The 16,702-nt window shown below is 38.1% G+C and carries 19 protein-coding genes; 18 read left to right on the top strand and 1 reads right to left on the bottom strand.

Annotation, left to right across the window (positions count from 1 at the left end; genetic code table 11):
- The first annotated feature begins 4 nt into the window (after positions 1-4).
- Both HMPREF1140_RS07835 and HMPREF1140_RS07830 read left to right on the top strand, forming a co-directional pair.
- Positions 5-826, top strand: coding sequence for a CvfB family protein (locus HMPREF1140_RS07835; protein WP_009663323.1), 822 nt, complete (start codon positions 5-7; stop codon positions 824-826).
- Positions 817-1,830, top strand: a complete 1,014-nt coding sequence (locus HMPREF1140_RS07830) for a CHAP domain-containing protein (RefSeq protein ID WP_009663164.1) — start codon at positions 817-819, stop codon at positions 1,828-1,830. Before HMPREF1140_RS07835 ends, HMPREF1140_RS07830 begins: the two co-directional genes overlap by 10 nt.
- Before the next feature lie 46 nt (positions 1,831-1,876).
- Here the strand turns inward: HMPREF1140_RS07830 and HMPREF1140_RS07825 are convergent, their stop codons facing one another.
- Entirely contained in the window at positions 1,877-2,113 is a 237-nt protein-coding gene (locus tag HMPREF1140_RS07825; protein ID WP_007595311.1) for a hypothetical protein, read from the bottom strand.
- A gap of 160 nt (positions 2,114-2,273) precedes the next feature.
- Between HMPREF1140_RS07825 and trkA the strand changes: the two genes are divergently transcribed.
- The 16 genes from trkA (at position 2,274) to HMPREF1140_RS07745 (ending at position 16,696) form a co-directional block, all read left to right on the top strand.
- Complete coding sequence (gene trkA / locus HMPREF1140_RS07820) at positions 2,274-3,632, top strand: Trk system potassium transporter TrkA (RefSeq protein WP_035620157.1); 1,359 nt, start codon at positions 2,274-2,276, stop codon at positions 3,630-3,632.
- Complete coding sequence (locus HMPREF1140_RS07815; RefSeq protein WP_035620132.1) at positions 3,632-5,080, top strand: TrkH family potassium uptake protein; 1,449 nt, start codon at positions 3,632-3,634, stop codon at positions 5,078-5,080. Before trkA ends, HMPREF1140_RS07815 begins: the two co-directional genes overlap by 1 nt.
- 84 nt (positions 5,081-5,164) lie before the next feature.
- Complete coding sequence (locus HMPREF1140_RS07810; RefSeq protein WP_009663167.1) at positions 5,165-6,235, top strand: methionine ABC transporter ATP-binding protein; 1,071 nt, start codon at positions 5,165-5,167, stop codon at positions 6,233-6,235.
- Entirely contained in the window at positions 6,192-6,872 is a 681-nt protein-coding gene (locus tag HMPREF1140_RS07805; RefSeq protein ID WP_009663220.1) for a methionine ABC transporter permease, read from the top strand. The genes HMPREF1140_RS07810 and HMPREF1140_RS07805 overlap by 44 nt, the downstream gene beginning before the upstream one ends.
- Positions 6,873-6,944: 72 nt before the next feature.
- Positions 6,945-7,844, top strand: coding sequence for a MetQ/NlpA family ABC transporter substrate-binding protein (locus HMPREF1140_RS07800; RefSeq protein WP_009663162.1), 900 nt, complete (start codon positions 6,945-6,947; stop codon positions 7,842-7,844).
- Positions 7,845-8,221: 377 nt separating this feature from the next.
- A complete protein-coding gene (locus tag HMPREF1140_RS07795; protein ID WP_009663362.1) occupies positions 8,222-8,983 on the top strand; it encodes a tRNA threonylcarbamoyladenosine dehydratase in 762 nt (253 codons plus the stop codon).
- 35 nt (positions 8,984-9,018) lie between these two features.
- Complete coding sequence (locus tag HMPREF1140_RS07790; protein WP_009663336.1) at positions 9,019-10,416, top strand: alanine/glycine:cation symporter family protein; 1,398 nt, start codon at positions 9,019-9,021, stop codon at positions 10,414-10,416.
- Positions 10,417-10,489: 73 nt separating this feature from the next.
- Positions 10,490-10,798, top strand: coding sequence for a thioredoxin (gene trxA / locus HMPREF1140_RS07785; RefSeq protein WP_009663190.1), 309 nt, complete (start codon positions 10,490-10,492; stop codon positions 10,796-10,798).
- A 64-nt stretch (positions 10,799-10,862) separates the two neighbouring features.
- Positions 10,863-11,780: an NAD(P)/FAD-dependent oxidoreductase gene (locus HMPREF1140_RS07780; protein ID WP_009663256.1), complete on the top strand. Its 918-nt coding sequence runs from the start codon at positions 10,863-10,865 to the stop codon at positions 11,778-11,780.
- Between the two features lie 14 nt (positions 11,781-11,794).
- The gene (locus tag HMPREF1140_RS07775; protein ID WP_009663324.1) at positions 11,795-12,340 is read left to right on the top strand and encodes a glutathione peroxidase; all 546 of its coding nucleotides are present in this window, start codon (positions 11,795-11,797) and stop codon (positions 12,338-12,340) included.
- A 74-nt stretch (positions 12,341-12,414) separates the two neighbouring features.
- Complete coding sequence (locus HMPREF1140_RS07770; protein ID WP_009663365.1) at positions 12,415-12,858, top strand: MarR family winged helix-turn-helix transcriptional regulator; 444 nt, start codon at positions 12,415-12,417, stop codon at positions 12,856-12,858.
- A 40-nt stretch (positions 12,859-12,898) separates the two neighbouring features.
- Positions 12,899-13,417, top strand: a complete 519-nt coding sequence (locus HMPREF1140_RS07765; protein ID WP_009663254.1) for an NUDIX hydrolase — start codon at positions 12,899-12,901, stop codon at positions 13,415-13,417.
- 117 nt (positions 13,418-13,534) lie between these two features.
- A complete protein-coding gene (locus tag HMPREF1140_RS07760) occupies positions 13,535-14,368 on the top strand; it encodes a CAP domain-containing protein (protein ID WP_009663312.1) in 834 nt (277 codons plus the stop codon).
- 223 nt (positions 14,369-14,591) lie between these two features.
- Positions 14,592-15,251, top strand: a complete 660-nt coding sequence (locus HMPREF1140_RS07755; protein WP_009663202.1) for an amino acid ABC transporter permease — start codon at positions 14,592-14,594, stop codon at positions 15,249-15,251.
- Positions 15,232-15,903 carry an amino acid ABC transporter permease gene (locus HMPREF1140_RS07750; protein WP_009663405.1) on the top strand — a complete coding sequence of 224 codons (672 nt, stop codon included), beginning with the start codon at positions 15,232-15,234 and terminating at the stop codon, positions 15,901-15,903. The genes HMPREF1140_RS07755 and HMPREF1140_RS07750 overlap by 20 nt, the downstream gene beginning before the upstream one ends.
- 19 nt (positions 15,904-15,922) lie before the next feature.
- Positions 15,923-16,696 carry an amino acid ABC transporter ATP-binding protein gene (locus tag HMPREF1140_RS07745; protein ID WP_009663356.1) on the top strand — a complete coding sequence of 258 codons (774 nt, stop codon included), beginning with the start codon at positions 15,923-15,925 and terminating at the stop codon, positions 16,694-16,696.
- Positions 16,697-16,702: the final 6 nt, after the last annotated feature.

Genomic DNA, 16,702 nt, shown 5'->3' with positions numbered 1-16,702 from the left:
ATTTATGGAATTAGGAAAAATACAGAGCCTTAAAGTTGACAGAAAAAAGGATTTCGGTGTATATCTTACGGACGGAAACGGTGAAGATGTACTTCTGCCTATGAAGGAAGTGCCGGAAGGTTGTGAAGTAGGAAGTGAGATAGAAGTATTTGTATATCGTGACAGTAAAGACAGACTTATTGCGACTACAAGAAGACCTAAAATTTTAGTTGGAGAAGTTGGAAGACTCTTGGTAAAATCTACCACAGGAATAGGAGCATTTCTTGATATAGGACTTGAAAGAGATGTGCTTTTGCCTTTTAAGGAGACTGTGAATAAGGTAAAAGAGGGAGATGAGATACTTGTATATCTTTATGTGGATAAGAGTAACAGACTTGCAGCCAGTGCAAAGGTCTATTCACATCTTTCGCCAAACAGCCCGTATAAAAAGGATGACGAGGTAGTCGGAACAGTATTTGAAATTAAGAAGATGGGTATATTTGTAGCTGTAGATGACAAGTACAACGGTATGATTCCGCCAAATGAGAGTTTTGAGGACATCAAAATCGGTGACAGACTTGAAATGAGAGTTATAAGGGTAAGAGAAGACGGAAAGCTTGACTTGAGTCCGAGAAAGAAGGCTTACAGACAGCTGCTTACAGATGCGGATATTCTTTACAATATAATTGAAAGCAGAGGCGGAAGTTTAGGTTTTGATGAGAGCGTTTCTCCGGATAGAATAAAGGTGGAGCTTAAGCTTAGCAAGAATGCTTTTAAAAGAGCGGTAGGACATCTTTTGAAAGAAGGCAAAATAGAAATAGTTGACGGAGACATCAAATGTCTTTAATCGATGATGTGATAAATAAAGCAAAGGAATACATAGGGGTTACTGAAGAACCGCCGGAAAGCAATAATGTGGTATTTAATACAGATTATTACGGGCAGGAAGTGTATGACGGCAGTGTGGCAACATATCCATGGTGTGTGACTTTTCTTTGGGATATTTTCAGGATATCCGGAGCGGAACATGTTTTTTGTGACGGAATGAAGACCGCTTCCACAGAAAGCGTATACAGTTATTACAAAAATAAAAATATGCTTTTTGATAAGGGACAAAGAGGAGATATCATTCTTATTCTGACTGCAGAGGCATCAAAATCAAGAAGAGTAAATCATGCGGGAATTGTAGTATCGGCAAACAGAGACGGTACATATGAAACCATAGAGGGTAATACCGGCAGCGGAAATATCGCAAACGACGGTATGGTAATGACAAGAAAGAGAAGCTTTGAAGGTAAAGGCTATACAATAGTGGGGTTTGCAAGGCCAAGTTATGAAAATAAGGTTGCTAAACAAAACTCTAAAAATACAGGGTTTAATGAAATCCCGGTAAGTGCAAGATTAACTGTTACAGGTAATAGTGTAAGAGTCAGAACAGCACCAGATACTTCTTCTTCCATAGTAAAAAACTTAAGTGAAGGAGAAATGTTAAAGGCTGTCGGCAGGATTGCAAGCAGACACAATCCTTGGTTTCATATATCCGAAGGCTATATAAGCGGAAACTTTGTAAGGGGATGGATAAAGGATTACAATGATAATAACAGATGGTGGTATGTGGATAAGGACTACAAATATGCCAAAGCGGAGTGGAAAACTATAGAAGGAAAGGATTACTGCTTCGGTAAGGACTCATATTTGTTTGTAAAATGCTATATTAAATCATCTGTAAACGGTACTTATTACTGGGTAGATGATGACGGTATTTACCAAAAGCGCTATGATACCGAAAGCCCAAGCCCAAAATACAGAATAGTGGAAAATTATAAGAGTGAGAATGCTTATAAGATATAAAAAAGGTCCGGCAGTTTGTTGCCGGACCTTTTTAGGTAAATATATTTTATTCACCTTGATACATGAACTTTATTATTCTTTCAACGTCTTCTTTATCATGTGCTACAAGATCGAGTTCCTTGATATAGCCGTTTGAAAAGATGTTTGCCATTGAAAGATACTGTGTAAGCTTACTCTTAAGGTTGATTCTGTCACCTTCAGGGGAAACAAGCTCAACTGTTCCTTTGCATTCATCGATTACCTTGAAAAAAGCATCAACATCTTTGATATTTTGTACTTTCACATAAACCTCCATACAAATATATTTTTCTACAGTATAGCAAAATAGACATGCAGAGTAAAGAAGTGAATTTCTTAGATATGGCAAATATAAGTTTATTGTGCTACAATAGGCAGATGTCACGGGGTGACATAATATGAGTATTTCAATAATGGAGATGGAAATGCAGATAATAATTGTAGGCTGTGGCAAGGTTGGTTCGACTATTGCGGAGCAACTTAGTGCAGAAGGACATGATATAACAATAGTTGATACAGATGAAGCGGTTGTAAAGGCTTTGGCGGCCAGACTCGATATAATGGGTGTTACAGGAAACGGAGCAACACATACTATATTGGAAGAAGCCGGAATAGAAGATTCCGATCTTTTGATTGCAGTTACCGAATCGGATGAGTTAAACCTTCTATGCTGCATGGTAGGAAAAAAGGCCGGAGCGGAGCATACCATAGCCAGAGTAAGAAATCCGGAGTACAGTCAGGATATAGGTTTTATGAAAAAAGAACTTGGACTTGCTATGACCATCAATCCGGAGTATGCGGCTTCTACAGAAATGGCAAGACTTTTAAGATTCCCTTCAGCTATAGAAATAGATACTTTCGGAAGAGGAAGAGTAGAGCTTTTGGAATATAAGATTTCCGAGGGCAATATACTTGTCGGAAAGAGCCTTATAGATGTCGGAAGAAATATAAAGTCGGATGTACTTATATGTGCAGTGGAAAGAGAAGATGAGGTAATTATACCTAACGGAAGCTTTGTATTACAAAGCGGTGATATTGTAAGTATTGTGGCCTCCACAGAAAATGCAAAGGACTTCTTTAAGAAAGTCGGATGCAACAGTAGCGGTGTAAGAGATACCATGATAGTCGGTGGAGGAACAATCGCCTACTACCTGGCAAAGCAGCTCTTACCTCTTGGAATAAAAGTAAAGATAATAGAAAAATCATATGAAAGATGTGAGGAACTTTCCGCAATGCTTCCGAATGCGGTCATTATCCACGGCGATGCGGCCGACAAAGATGTATTATTGGAGGAGGGAATAGAGAAATGTTCATCCTTTGTTTCGCTTACCGGAATTGATGAAGAGAATGCATTCCTTTCACTTTATGCAAAGAGTGTTTCAAATGCCAAAATAGTTACAAAGATAAATCGTATTGCATTTGATGATATTATAGAGAAGTTCGATCTTGGAAGTATGATCTATCCTAAGCATATCACGGCGGAATATATTGTAAGATACGTAAGAGGATTACAAAACAGTGTAGGAAGCAATAATGTCGAGGCACTTTATAGGATTATACATGGCAAGGTAGAAGCTTTGGAGTTTTATATAAAGGAAGATTCGGGTATGACAGGTGCCACCTTGGAGGCATTACCGATAAGAGAAGGTGTACTTGTTGCCGGTATTATCAGAGACGGAAAAGTGATGATACCTAACGGTAAGTCAACATTACAAAGAAATGATTCTGTTATTATAATAACAAGAATTACAGGTATGCAAAATTTAGAGGATATATTAAAGTAATGAACTATTCAATTATATTATATATAGTGGGAAAGGTGATGATGCTGGAGTCTGCCTGCTTTTTGATACCGGCGGTAACATCACTTATATACGGTGAACACGAGGGCATGGCGTACTTGATTGTGGGTGCTGTGTCTGCAATTATAGGATACCTTATTTCCAGTAAGAAAAAATTTGAAAATGTTTTTTTTGCAAGAGAAGGTTTTGTAATGGTTGCCCTATCATGGATAGTACTCAGTGTGGTGGGAGCAATTCCATTTGTACTTACCGGTGAGATTCCGAATATGGTAGATGCTTTATTTGAAACGGTATCAGGATTTACCACAACAGGAGCAAGTATACTTGAAGATGTGGAGAGCCTCAGTCATACATCACTTATCTGGAGAAGCTTTACACACTGGGTAGGCGGTATGGGAGTTATTGTACTTCTTCTTGCCATACTTCCTATGGCAGGCGGCTACAATATGCATCTTATGAAGGCGGAAAGCCCAGGACCGGTAGTCGGAAAACTGGTTCCAAGACTTAGAGATACCGCAAAGATTCTTTATCTTATATATCTGGCAATGACGGTTATAGAGTTTGTTATTTTACTGTTTGTAAAGATGCCGGTATTTGATGCCCTCTGTATTACTTTCGGTACGGCAGGTACCGGAGGTTTCGGTATAAAGGCGGACAGCCTTGGAAGTTATTCCTATGCGATACAGGTGGTGGTGACCGTCTTTATGATACTTTTCGGTGTTAACTTTAATGCTTACTTCTTGCTGCTTGGAAAGCATAAAAAAGATGCCTTCAAGATAGAGGAGGTCAGATGGTATTTCGGAATAATCTTTGCTGCAATTATTATTATTACAATAAATATCAGAGGCTATTTTGAAAATATTTTGACAGCACTAAATCATGCGGCATTCCAGGTAGGATCGATTATTACCACCACAGGATATTCAACCACAGATTTTGATTTGTGGCCGCAACTTTCAAGAAATGTAATAATTTTCCTTATGATGTGCGGTGCCTGTGCAGGAAGTACAGGTGGTGGAATTAAGGTTTCAAGAATTATAGTTATGTTAAAATCGGTATTCCAGGAGATAGGTTACTATATTCATCCAAGAGGTGTAAAAACTATAAAAATGGACGGTAAGGTACTTGAAAAGCCGGTACTTACCAGTATAAGAGTATTTATGCTCACATACATCATGATATATGTAATATCAATGTTTTTACTCTCACTCAATAATTTTGACTTTGAAACCAATTTTACAGCCGTGGCGGCTACATTCAACAATATAGGTCCGGGACTTGCAAAGGTGGGACCTATGGCAAATTTCAATATATATTCATATTTTTCAAAGCTGGTGCTAACATTTGATATGTTGGCGGGAAGACTTGAGTTATATCCGATGCTTCTTTTATTCAGCCCGGGAGTATGGAGGATAGGAAAAGATAAATAAATTTATTTTTAAAGCACTTGCAAAATCTTTGCAGGTGCTTTATAATTCCTACTAATATGATAGGAAAGAGGAAATAAAGATACAATGATTGAACTGAAAAATGTTACAAAGACTTTCAGTGCAGGAAGTAATACGGTTCATGCTGTGAAAGATGTATCTTTAGTGATAGAAAAGGGAGAGATATTCGGGATCATAGGATTTTCCGGCGCAGGAAAATCCACACTTGTAAGATGTATAAATCTTTTGGAAAGACCGAATTCGGGTAAAGTGTTTGTAGACGACAAGGATCTGACAGCCCTTTCAGCTAGAGATTTAAGAAAAGCAAGAAAAAAAATCGGAATGATTTTCCAGCACTTTAATTTGATGCCGTCAAGGACGGTGGCTGATAATGTAGAATATTCACTTTTTGGAAGCGGACTTACAAAGGCTCAAAAAAAGGCTAAGGTTAGAGAACTCTTGGCACTTGTAGATATAGCGGATAAAGAGAATTCATATCCGAGTCAGCTCTCAGGAGGTCAAAAGCAAAGAGTGGCGATAGCCAGGGCTCTTGCAAACGATCCTAAGGTGCTTTTATGTGACGAGGCGACTTCAGCACTGGATCCTCAGACCACGGCTTCAATTTTGGAACTTTTGCAAAGTCTTAATAAAAAGCTTGGAATCACAATAGTGGTCATTACACATGAGATGTCTGTTGTAAAGCAGATCTGTGACAGAGTGGCGGTAATGGAAAACGGTAATGTGGTGGAAGAAGGAGATGTATTCTCAATATTTGCAAATCCTAAACATCAGATTACAAAGGACTTTATAAAGACTACCTCAAATCTTCAAAAGATAGAGGGGCTTATAGCATCAGGTTCTGATGTGGTTAAGTTAAGTCCGGGAGAAGTTATACTTAGACTAAGTTATAAGAAAGCCAATACTTCGGAGGCTCTGATTTCGGAAGTTTCCAGAAAGTTTAATATAAATCTTAATATAATATATGCGGATGTGGAAATAGTAAAAGGAGCACCTATCGGCGGAACCGTGGCGATAGTCAGCGGTCAAAAGGCTGATATAGATGCCGCCATAAAGCATTTGCATGATAAGGAAGTAGGAGTGGAGGTGATAAAGGATGAAAGAATTTTTACACATTCTCTTACCAAACATATCGGCTAAACCGAATGAACTTGTCGAAGCTACTTTACAAACTTTGAATATGATGGTATTATCAGGTGCAATTTCACTTTTCTTCGGTCTTATATTCGGAGTTATGATAGTTGTGACCGCACCGAAGGGGATACTTAAGAATGCGTTTATCTATAATATTTTAGATAAACTTATCAATGTATTCAGATCCATACCTTTTGTAATACTTCTTGCGGCTCTTATACCTTTTACAAGAATGGTGGTAGGAACTGCAATAGGAACAAAGGGAGCTATACTTCCGTTAGTATTCGGTACGGTACCTTTCTTTACAAGACAGATTGAAAGTGCATTGCATGAAGTGGACAATGGCCTTATAGAGGCTGCACAGAGCATGGGTTCGTCACCTATAGAGATTATTTTCAGAGTGTATTTAAGAGAAAGTATGACCGGAATTATCAGAGGCGTGCAGATTACATTTATATCACTTTTGGGACTTACAGCAATGGCAGGAGCTATAGGCGGTGGCGGTCTGGGAGATTTTGCAATCAGATACGGACATCAAAGAAATCAAACTGATGTAACTTATGTAACGGTAATCATTATACTTGTAATGGTAAGCTTGATACAGGGCGTTGGAAACAGAGCAATAAAGAAAAACACACATTAACAGGATTTTATGCAGTGATTTGATTATATTCGGAGCACTGATAAAATATATATAATCATAAGGAGGTTTATTATGAGAAAATTAAGTAAATTATTGGCGGTAGGCGCTATCTTGACTTTGGGACTTACTGCATGCGGTTCAAATCAGAAGGCGGATACAAGTGCGGAGAGCACAAAGGCGGATGCAAGCAGTGCGGCAGAAGAAAGCACTAAAGCAGAAGAGAGCAGCAAGGCTGAGGGTGATACAACAATCAAAATCGGTGTTGTAGGTGAGAACAATGAGCAGTGGACTCCTGTAATAGATGCTATGGCAAAAGAAGGCATCACTGTAGAGCTTGTAAAGTTTGCAGACTATTCATTGCCGAACAGAGCTTTAAATGACGGAGAGATTGATTTAAACGCTTTCCAGCATAAGGCATATCTTGCAAATGATATAAAGGATAACGGATATAAGATTGAGGCAATAGGTGATACAATTGTTGCACCCCTTGGAGTATATTCAAAGAAGATCGCAGATCTTTCAGAGTTAAAGGACGGCGATACAATTGCAATCCCAAGTGATGCTACAAACGGAGGTAGAGCTTTAAAGGTACTTGAGAGCGCAGGAGTGATCAAAGTAAATCCTGATGCGGGATATACACCTACACTCAGTGATATTACAGAGAATCCTAAGAATATCAAGTTCACAGAAGTAGAGGCCGCAAATACACCAAGTCTTTTACCTGATGTAGCTGCCGCAGTAATCAACGGCGGACACGCTGTAGACAACGGTTTAAATCCTGAGAACGATTCTATCTTCCTTGAGAAGGTACAAGAGGGAACAGACAATCCGTATATAAATGTTATTGTTGCAAGAAGTGAAGACAAGGACAATGAGAATTACAAAAAGATTGTAAAGGCATATCAGAGTGATGATGTGAAGAAAGTTATTGAAGACGTATATAAGGGTGCTTATTTACCTGCATGGAAATAAATTTCTCTAAGAAATAAATAAAAGCTGTCGTATATTTCAAAGGTCGGAATATATGGCGGCTTTTTTTATAATAATACAGACTTGTGGAAGCGTTCATATATTGTTCATATCTAATTCAAAAACCTTTTACATAAAAAACAAACTTTAGCCACTTTTGTTTTCTATAATACAAAACATAGACGAGAGATAGCTAGTCTATAAAAATAAAAGATTTTTTTCATAATACTCGAGCCGATACATTTCGGCTCTCCTCCCAAAAAATACAAGCCGACAGAGATGTCGGCTTTTTTATTATATTTATTGACATTTATTACTTTAAAATATAAACTTGCTTGATAGTAAAAAAATAATGAGAGGATAGATTTACCTAATAATATATGGATCAGTTTGCAAGAACTCAGCTTTTACTTGGTAAAAAAGCTATGGAAAAATTAAAAAATTCAAGAGTGGCGATATTTGGAGTAGGCGGTGTAGGAGGATACAGTGTCGAGGCACTTGCCAGATCGGGCGTAGGAGCTATTGATTTGATAGATGACGACAAGGTATGCCTTACAAATATAAACAGGCAGATAATTGCAGATGTAAAAAGTATAGGAAAATACAAAGTTGATGTTGCAAAAGAGAGGATACTAAGTATAAACCCTAAATGTAAAGTAACTACACATCAGTGCTTTTACCTGCCTGAAAATGCCGGGGACTTTGACTTTTCACAATATGACTATGTAATAGATGCCGTGGATACCGTGACTGCAAAAATAAATCTTGTAATGCAGGCAAATGAAAGCAATGTAAAGATAATAAGCAGTATGGGTGCAGGAAATAAGCTCGACCCTACCGGCTTTATTGTGAGCGATATATATAAGACAAGTGTGTGCCCACTTGCAAAGGTTATGAGGCGTGAGCTTAAGAAAAGAAATATAAAAAAACTTAAAGTGGTATATTCAAAAGAAGCGGCAATAGTACCTTTTGAGGATGAAAGTATAAGTTGCAGTTCTCACTGTGTATGTCCTCCGGGAACTGAGAGAAAATGTACCGACAGAAGATCGATTCCCGGTTCTGTCGCTTTTGTACCTTCTGTTGTGGGACTTATAATAGCCGGAGAAGTAATAAAGGATTTGATAAAGGATGTTACAGAATAAGTATCATCAATTAAATAATATATTGAGAGGGAAATATGATTGAAACTATTACGAAGCTGAACGCGGCTCTAAGCGGGTTCATATGGGGTGTGCCGGCAATGATAGCGCTTATGGGTGTAGGCATATATTTGAGTATCAGGACAGGATTTTTACAGATAAGAAAATTCGGATATATAATGAAGACCACTGTAGGCAGAATTTTCAGGAAAAGAGATATAGCAGACGGTGCACTTTCTCCTTTCCAAGCTGCTACTACGGCACTTGCGGCCACAGTGGGAACAGGAAATATTGCAGGTGTTGCAGGTGCGATATCAATAGGCGGTCCGGGAAGTGTATTCTGGATGTGGATATCCGCAATACTTGGAATGTGTACCAAATTTGCAGAGGTTACTCTTGCCGTATATTTCAGAAAAACAAATAAGCATGGAGATCTTGTAGGAGGACCGATGTATTATATTCAAAACGGTCTTTCAAAAAGATGGCTGTTTTTGGCGTACCTTTTTGCAACATTCGGTACACTTACGGTATTCGGAACAGGAAATGCCACTCAGGTAAATACTATTACGGCAGCTATAAATGTAGCACTCGAAGGATATGGAATAGTAAAACCGGGTGGACATGAGACGATAAACCTGGTTATAGGAATCATTGTAACGATACTTGTGGGAATGGTTTTACTTGGAGGTATAAAAAGAATAGGATCGGTGACTGAAAAGCTCGTACCTTTTATGGCGCTTATATATGTAATATTGGCGCTTGGAGTTGTTGCTTTAAATATAAACAGAGTACCTGAGGTCTTTGGAAGTATTATATATGGAGCATTCAATCCAAGAGCGGTCACCGGAGGTATTATAGGAAGCTTTTTTTTAAGTATGAAAAAGGGAGTGTCCAGAGGTATATTCTCAAATGAGGCAGGACTTGGAACAGGCCCTATTGCACATGCATCAGCAGATACAGGCAAGCCGGTAAAACAGGGATTTTTCGGAATATTTGAAGTGTTTGCCGATACCATAGTTATATGTACACTTACAGCTTTGGTAATACTTTGCTCGGGAGTGAGTATTCCTTTCGGTTCGCCTTCAGGTGCCGAGCTTACCATAGGCGGATTTATAAAGACCTATGGAAACGGAGTATCAATATTTACAGCGATTGCTATGTGCTCATTTGCTTTCTCAACAATTATAGGATGGGGACTTTACGGTGCAAGATGCATAGAGTTCTTACTCAGTGAAAAGGTTATAAAGCCTTTTATGGTGGTATATTCTTTGACGGCAATAGTAGGTGCAACGATGGATCTTGGGCTTTTATGGGATATATCGGAGACTTTTAACGGACTTATGGCAATACCTAACCTTATAGCACTATTCCTTCTTTCAAATGTGGTTGTTAAGCTGACAAAGGAATATTTTGAGACAGAAGGAAAAGAAAAATAAAAAACGCTTGACAATAAAATAAAATTGTGTAAAATATAATTATAAGCTATTTAAGATTTGGAGGAAAAAAGTTATGGCAGTAAAGATAATTACAAGTGAAAATTTTGAAGCGGAAGTTTTAAATGCAAAAGAACCTGTATTGGTAGATATCTGGGCACCATGGTGTGGTCCATGTAAGATGCTTTCACCTATAGTTGATGAAGTGGCTGAGGAGGCAGACGGTTTCTCAGTAGCTAAGATCAATGCGGACGAGAATCCTGATTTGGTAAACAAATTCCATGTTATGTCAATACCTACACTCCTGGTATTCAAAAACGGTGAGGTTGTGAACAAGTCGGTAGGTCTTATAACAAAGGATGAAGTAAAGGCTTTGTTGGCATAATTGTAACTGATTAATAGCATTATCGCATATTCAGATATATTACATTAAAGAAAGAAGTGATTATATGTACGATATAGTAGTAGTCGGCGCCGGAACAGCCGGATTGTCAGCTGCAATATATGGAGTAAGAGCGGGAAAATCGGTACTCGTACTTGAAGGTGCATCTTATGGAGGGCAGATAATAAATACTCCTGAGATAGAAAACTATCCCGCTATAAAGAAAACTTCAGGTTTTGAATTTGCCACAGATTTATTCAATCAGGCAAAAGATCTGGGTGCTGAAGTAAAATATGAAAAGGTAGTGGGCATAAGCCTTGAAGGAAATATAAAGAAGGTAAAGACCGAAAAGGAAATCTATGATGCTAAATCGGTAATACTTGCTACCGGAGCAAAGAACAGACCTCTCGGTCTTCCTAATGAGAAAAAATTGGTTGGTTCAGGAATATCATACTGTGCAACTTGTGACGGAATGTTTTACAGAGACAGAGTTGTTGCCGTAAACGGTGGAGGTAATACAGCTATAGAGGATGCAACATTCTTAGCCAATGTTGCAAAGAAGGTATATGTGATACATCGTAGAGATGAGTTCAGGGCTGAGGAAGCTGTAGTGGCGGCTTTAAAGAAGAAGGACAATGTAGAGTTTGTTTTAAACTCAAATATTGTAGAGATAAAGGAAGAGTCTTTTGCAGTTACAGGAGTGATTGTAGAGGATAAAAATACCGGTGAAAAAAGAGAAATTGCAGTGGACGGACTCTTTGTAGCAATAGGTCAGGTGCCGGATAATGCGGCTTTTGCAGATGTGGTGGAGCTTGATAAGGCAGGTTATATCGTATCAGGTGAAGACTGTAAGACAAAGACGGAAGGCGTATTTGCGGCAGGAGACGGAAGAACAAAGGAAGTGCGTCAGCTTGTAACGGCGGCAGGAGACGGTGCTGTAGCAGGAATTGCAGCGGCAAAATATGCAGAAACACTTAATATATAATTAGGAGAAAAGATATGAATATATATGATTTTAAAGTAAAGAACAATAAGGGTGAGGAAGTCAGCCTTAGTGATTATAAGAACAAGGTAGTACTTATAATAAACTCTGCAACAGAGTGTGGATTTACACCACAGTATGAGCAGTTACAGAAGTTATATGAGGATTATAAGGATAAGAATTTTGTTATACTTGATTTCCCATGTAACCAGTTCGGACATCAGGCACCGGGAAGTGATGAGGAGATTGCTAAGTTTTGCAGCTCAAGATTCGGTGTAACTTTCCCATTGTTCTCAAAAATAGAAGTAAACGGTGACGGAGCTTGTGAGGTATTTAAGTATCTTAAGAGTGAGAAAGGTTTTGCAGGTTGGGGTGCTGATAATGATATGTCAAAGCTTCTTACAAAGATGCTTGGCGAGGCTGATCCCGACTATGCAAGCAAGCCTGATATCAAGTGGAACTTTACAAAATTCCTTATCGATAAGAATGGAAATGTTGTAAGAAGATTTGAGCCTACAGAGGGTGTTGAAGTAGTAGAAGAGGCTGTAAAAGCATTAATCTAATATAGAAAAGCAAAGGAGCGTTTATGAAAATAAAGGCTCCTTGAAGTTTTTTAAAGGAAAGAGGGAATACTAAAATGGCAGATAAGTACGACTTACTGAAACTTGAAAATCAACTTTGTTTTCCACTATATGCTTGCTCAAAGGAAATAGTAAGAAGATATAAGGTATATCTTGATAAGCTTGATCTTACATATACGCAGTATATTGTAATGATGGTAATGTGGGAAGATAAGGAATTGAATGTAAAAGAGTTGGGGGATAAGCTCTTCCTTGACTCCGGCACACTTACACCTGTATTAAAGAAGCTTGAATCAAAGGGTTATGTTACAAGAGAGCGCTCAAAGATAGATGAGAGAACACTTATAGTTACATTGACAAAAAGCGGAGAAGAGCTTAGAGAAAGTGCGCTTGACATACCGGTAGGTATGAGAGGCTGTTTGAATATAAATGATGAAGAGATGGCACAGCTTCGTACCATGCTGAAAAAAATCTTAAGTGAAATGGGAGATGTTGCATAGACATTGAAAGAGCTGACAATTTACAGCAACGGTAGGAAGAATGAGTGCAGAAAAAGAACTTTGGGACATATATGATGAAAACAGGATGCCTACAGGAGAGACTGTAGACAGGTATAATCTTTCTCTAAACCCTAAACAATTTCATCTGGTTGTAATAGGAATACTCTTTACAGAGGATAAAAAGGTATTGATTACCAAACGTTCACCTGATAAGAGATATGCAGGAGGACTCTGGGAGATACCCGGCGGTGGAGTAAGAGCGGGAGAGAATTCACAGGATGCAGTACGAAGAGAAATTTTCGAAGAAACGGGTATAAATCTTTACGACAGAGACTATGAAAAGCTGTATAACTATAAGAGGATAAATACTGAAAGCAACAGTTATTTTGTGGATATGTACTGTTATCTTATATCAGAGGAAGATATTCGAAATGTAAATATACAGGTAGAGGAAGTGTCCGCTTTTAAGATTTTAAGCATTTCTGAGATAAAGGAGATAGCAAAAAGAGGTGAATTCCTACATTTCGATAATGTAAAGGAAGTTTTATATAATTTATAATATATTTTTTGGAAGCTGCGAGAAAATCGCGGCTTTTTTGTATGTAAATCGTTATTTTATTTTACTTCTATTTAGGTTAAACTATATGTAATATTTATTACCGGAAAGGAGTAATGTATGAAAAAAAGAGTTTTTCTCGGATTGGTAGCAAGTACATTATTGATGGCTGTGCCTACATTTGGAGCAACCGGAGGTTGGAAAAGAGATAATAACGGATGGTGGTATCAGTTTTCTGACGGGTCATATGTAAGGTCATCATGGCTTAGTATAAACAATGTCTGGTATTATATGAACGGATCCGGCTATATGCAAACAGGCTGGTTAAAAGAAGGAAGAGACTGGTATTATCTGGATACAAACAACGGAGATATGAAAGTAGGCTGGGTCAATGTCAATAATACATGGTACTATATGAATCCTTTCAACGGCGGCAGAATGGATGTAAACACATATACACCTGATGGATACTTTGTTGATGCAAGCGGAGCATATCAGCCGGAAGGAAGAATGACGGAAACAAACGGCAGACAAAACAACAGTGCAAATACAACATCGGAATCGACTTCAAATCAGACTTCCACAGCCGCCTTTACGCAAAGAGTTATTGAGCTTGTAAATGAGGAGAGAGCACAGTACGGACTTTCACCACTCTCAGCCGACAGTGCACTTATGAACAGTGCAGGCATAAGGGCAAAGGAGCTTGTGACATTGTTCTCACATACAAGACCTGACGGTTCAAGCTATCGTACTTTAATGCCTTCAGGACTTATGACCTGGGGAGAAAATGTTGCAATGGGACAGAGAAGCCCTGAAAGCGTTATGGAATCGTGGATGAACTCACAGGGTCATAGAGAAAATATACTAAGTGATGATTTCAGTTTAATAGGTGTAGGGTGCTATAGCGACGGCAGTACACTTTATTGGGTTCAAAACTTCGGTGCAAGAAGGTAAATACTTTATAAGTATCAAAATCAACCTATACTTTAAAGCAGTATTTTGCTTTGAGGTATAGGTTTTTTTACTAAAGACTATACTATATTTGTAAAGATTTTTTGACATTATGCAGATATGAAAATAAATACTATAAACCTATAGACAAAAAGGGTTTATAGTGATATTATCATCTCCATAAAATAAATGCAGAGATACAAAGAGTATCTTGGAGAGTAACATTATGGATTTTGAATTTATAAAACAGGTGTTTCCCTTATACGTGCATGCAGCCATACTGACATTGAAAATAGGTATATTGGGAATCATACTTGCAATAATTGTAGGGCTCTTATGTACACTTGTTTTACATAAGAAGATACCGGTACTTAGTCAATTGGTAAGTGTATATATTGAATTGAGCAGAAATACACCGCTTATAATACAGTTGTTTTTTATATACTACGGTTTGCCGAAGCTTGGACTAAAGGTAGATGCCTTTGCATGTGGGGTATTCGGACTTGCATTTCTGGGAGGCAGCTATATGTGTGAGGCTTTCAGAAGCGGAATAGAAACTATAGATAAGATACAGGAAGAGAGTGCATTAAGTCTTGGACTTAGCCACAATCAGACACTCTTTTATATTTTACTTCCGCAGGCTGTTTCAATAAGCACGCCTGCATTTGTAGCCAATATAATATTTCTTTTAAAAGAAACATCTGTGTTCTCAGCTATCAGCTTGATGGATCTTATGTTTACCGCAAAAGATTTGATAGGCTTGTATTATAAAACTGTTGAGAGTCTTGTACTGCTGGTATTTTTCTATTTAATTATATTATTACCGGTTTCAATACTCGGTTCCTATGTAGAAAGGAGGGTACGATATGCCGGATTTGGGTCTTGATGTGGTATTTAAAGGAAAGAATGCAATAAGACTTCTTGGCGGACTTGGTATAGCACTTAGAATCAGTTTAATATCTGTGCTTATCAGTATTCCCTTGGGTATTTTGGTCGGTATTTTGATGACTTTTAAAAACCCTATTTTAAAAGCGGTACTTAGAGTATATCTTGAAATTATAAGAATAATGCCGCAGCTTGTACTTTTGTTTATAGTATTTTTTGGAAGTACAAGAGCACTTGGAATAGATATCTCAGCTGAACTTTCGGCAATCATAGTATTCAGCCTTTGGGGAACTGCGGAGATGGGAGATCTGGTAAGAGGTGCTATTATAAGTATTCCGAAACATCAGTATGAGAGCAGTGAAGCACTTGGACTCAGTAAGAAACAGACCTTTATTTATATCATAATACCTCAGACAATAAAGAGGCTTATACCTCTTTCGATAAATCTGATTACCAGAATGATAAAGACTACATCACTTGTACTTATGATAGGAGTTGTTGAGGTAATAAAGGTGGCACAGCAGATAACGGAGGCAAACAGAAATTCAAGTCCGAATGCGGCTTTTGGAGTATATCTGGTGGTGTTTATGATGTATTTTATCGCTTGTACCCCGATAAGCATGCTTGCAAGATATCTGGAAAAAAGAAATTAGTGTGATGGAAGGAGATAGTATGCCGGCATTATTGGAAATAAAAGATGTTGTAAAAAATTATGACGGAAAGAATGCAGTGCTTGACGGTGTAAGTCTTGAACTGAATAAAGGTGAGGTAATAGTACTGATAGGGCCAAGCGGTTGCGGTAAGTCCACATTACTTCGATGTATAAACGGTCTGGAAGAAATACAGGGTGGAAGTATAAGCCTTGACGGAAAAGTCATTGACTATAAGCAAAATGATTTGACGAAGCTCAGACAAAAAATAGGTATGGTTTTTCAAAGCTATGAGCTTTTTCCACATATGACAATACTTGAAAATATCATTTTGGCACCTACAAAGGTGGCAGGAGTAGGTAGAGAGAGTGCAAAGAAGGAAGCGATGGAGCTTCTTAAAAGAGTAGGTCTTGCACACAAATCAAATGCCTATCCGAGAGAGCTTTCAGGTGGACAAAAGCAAAGAGTAGCAATAGTAAGAGCATTGGCAATGCATCCTGAGATTTTATTATTTGATGAGGTTACAGCGGCTCTTGATCCTGAGATGGTAAGAGAAGTACTTGATGTAATGCTTGATTTGGCTAAACAGGGCTCAACTATGATTATTGTAACTCATGAGATGCAATTTGCAGAGGCTGTTGCAGACAGAGTGTATTTCCTTGATAAGGGAAATATAGTGGAGACGGGCAGGCCGAAGAGCTTTTTCACTTCACCGAAGACTGAAAGAGCAAGACAATTTTTGAATATTTTCGAATTTGAATCCATTAAGGATGATAAGGAAGAATATAATATATAGATTTTC

The sequence above is a fragment of the Lachnoanaerobaculum sp. ICM7 genome, from assembly GCF_000287675.1.
GTDB lineage: Bacteria > Bacillota > Clostridia > Lachnospirales > Lachnospiraceae > Lachnoanaerobaculum.
The sequence above is the reverse complement of the archived record's forward strand: the minus strand, read 5'-3'. Positions and strand labels throughout refer to the sequence as shown.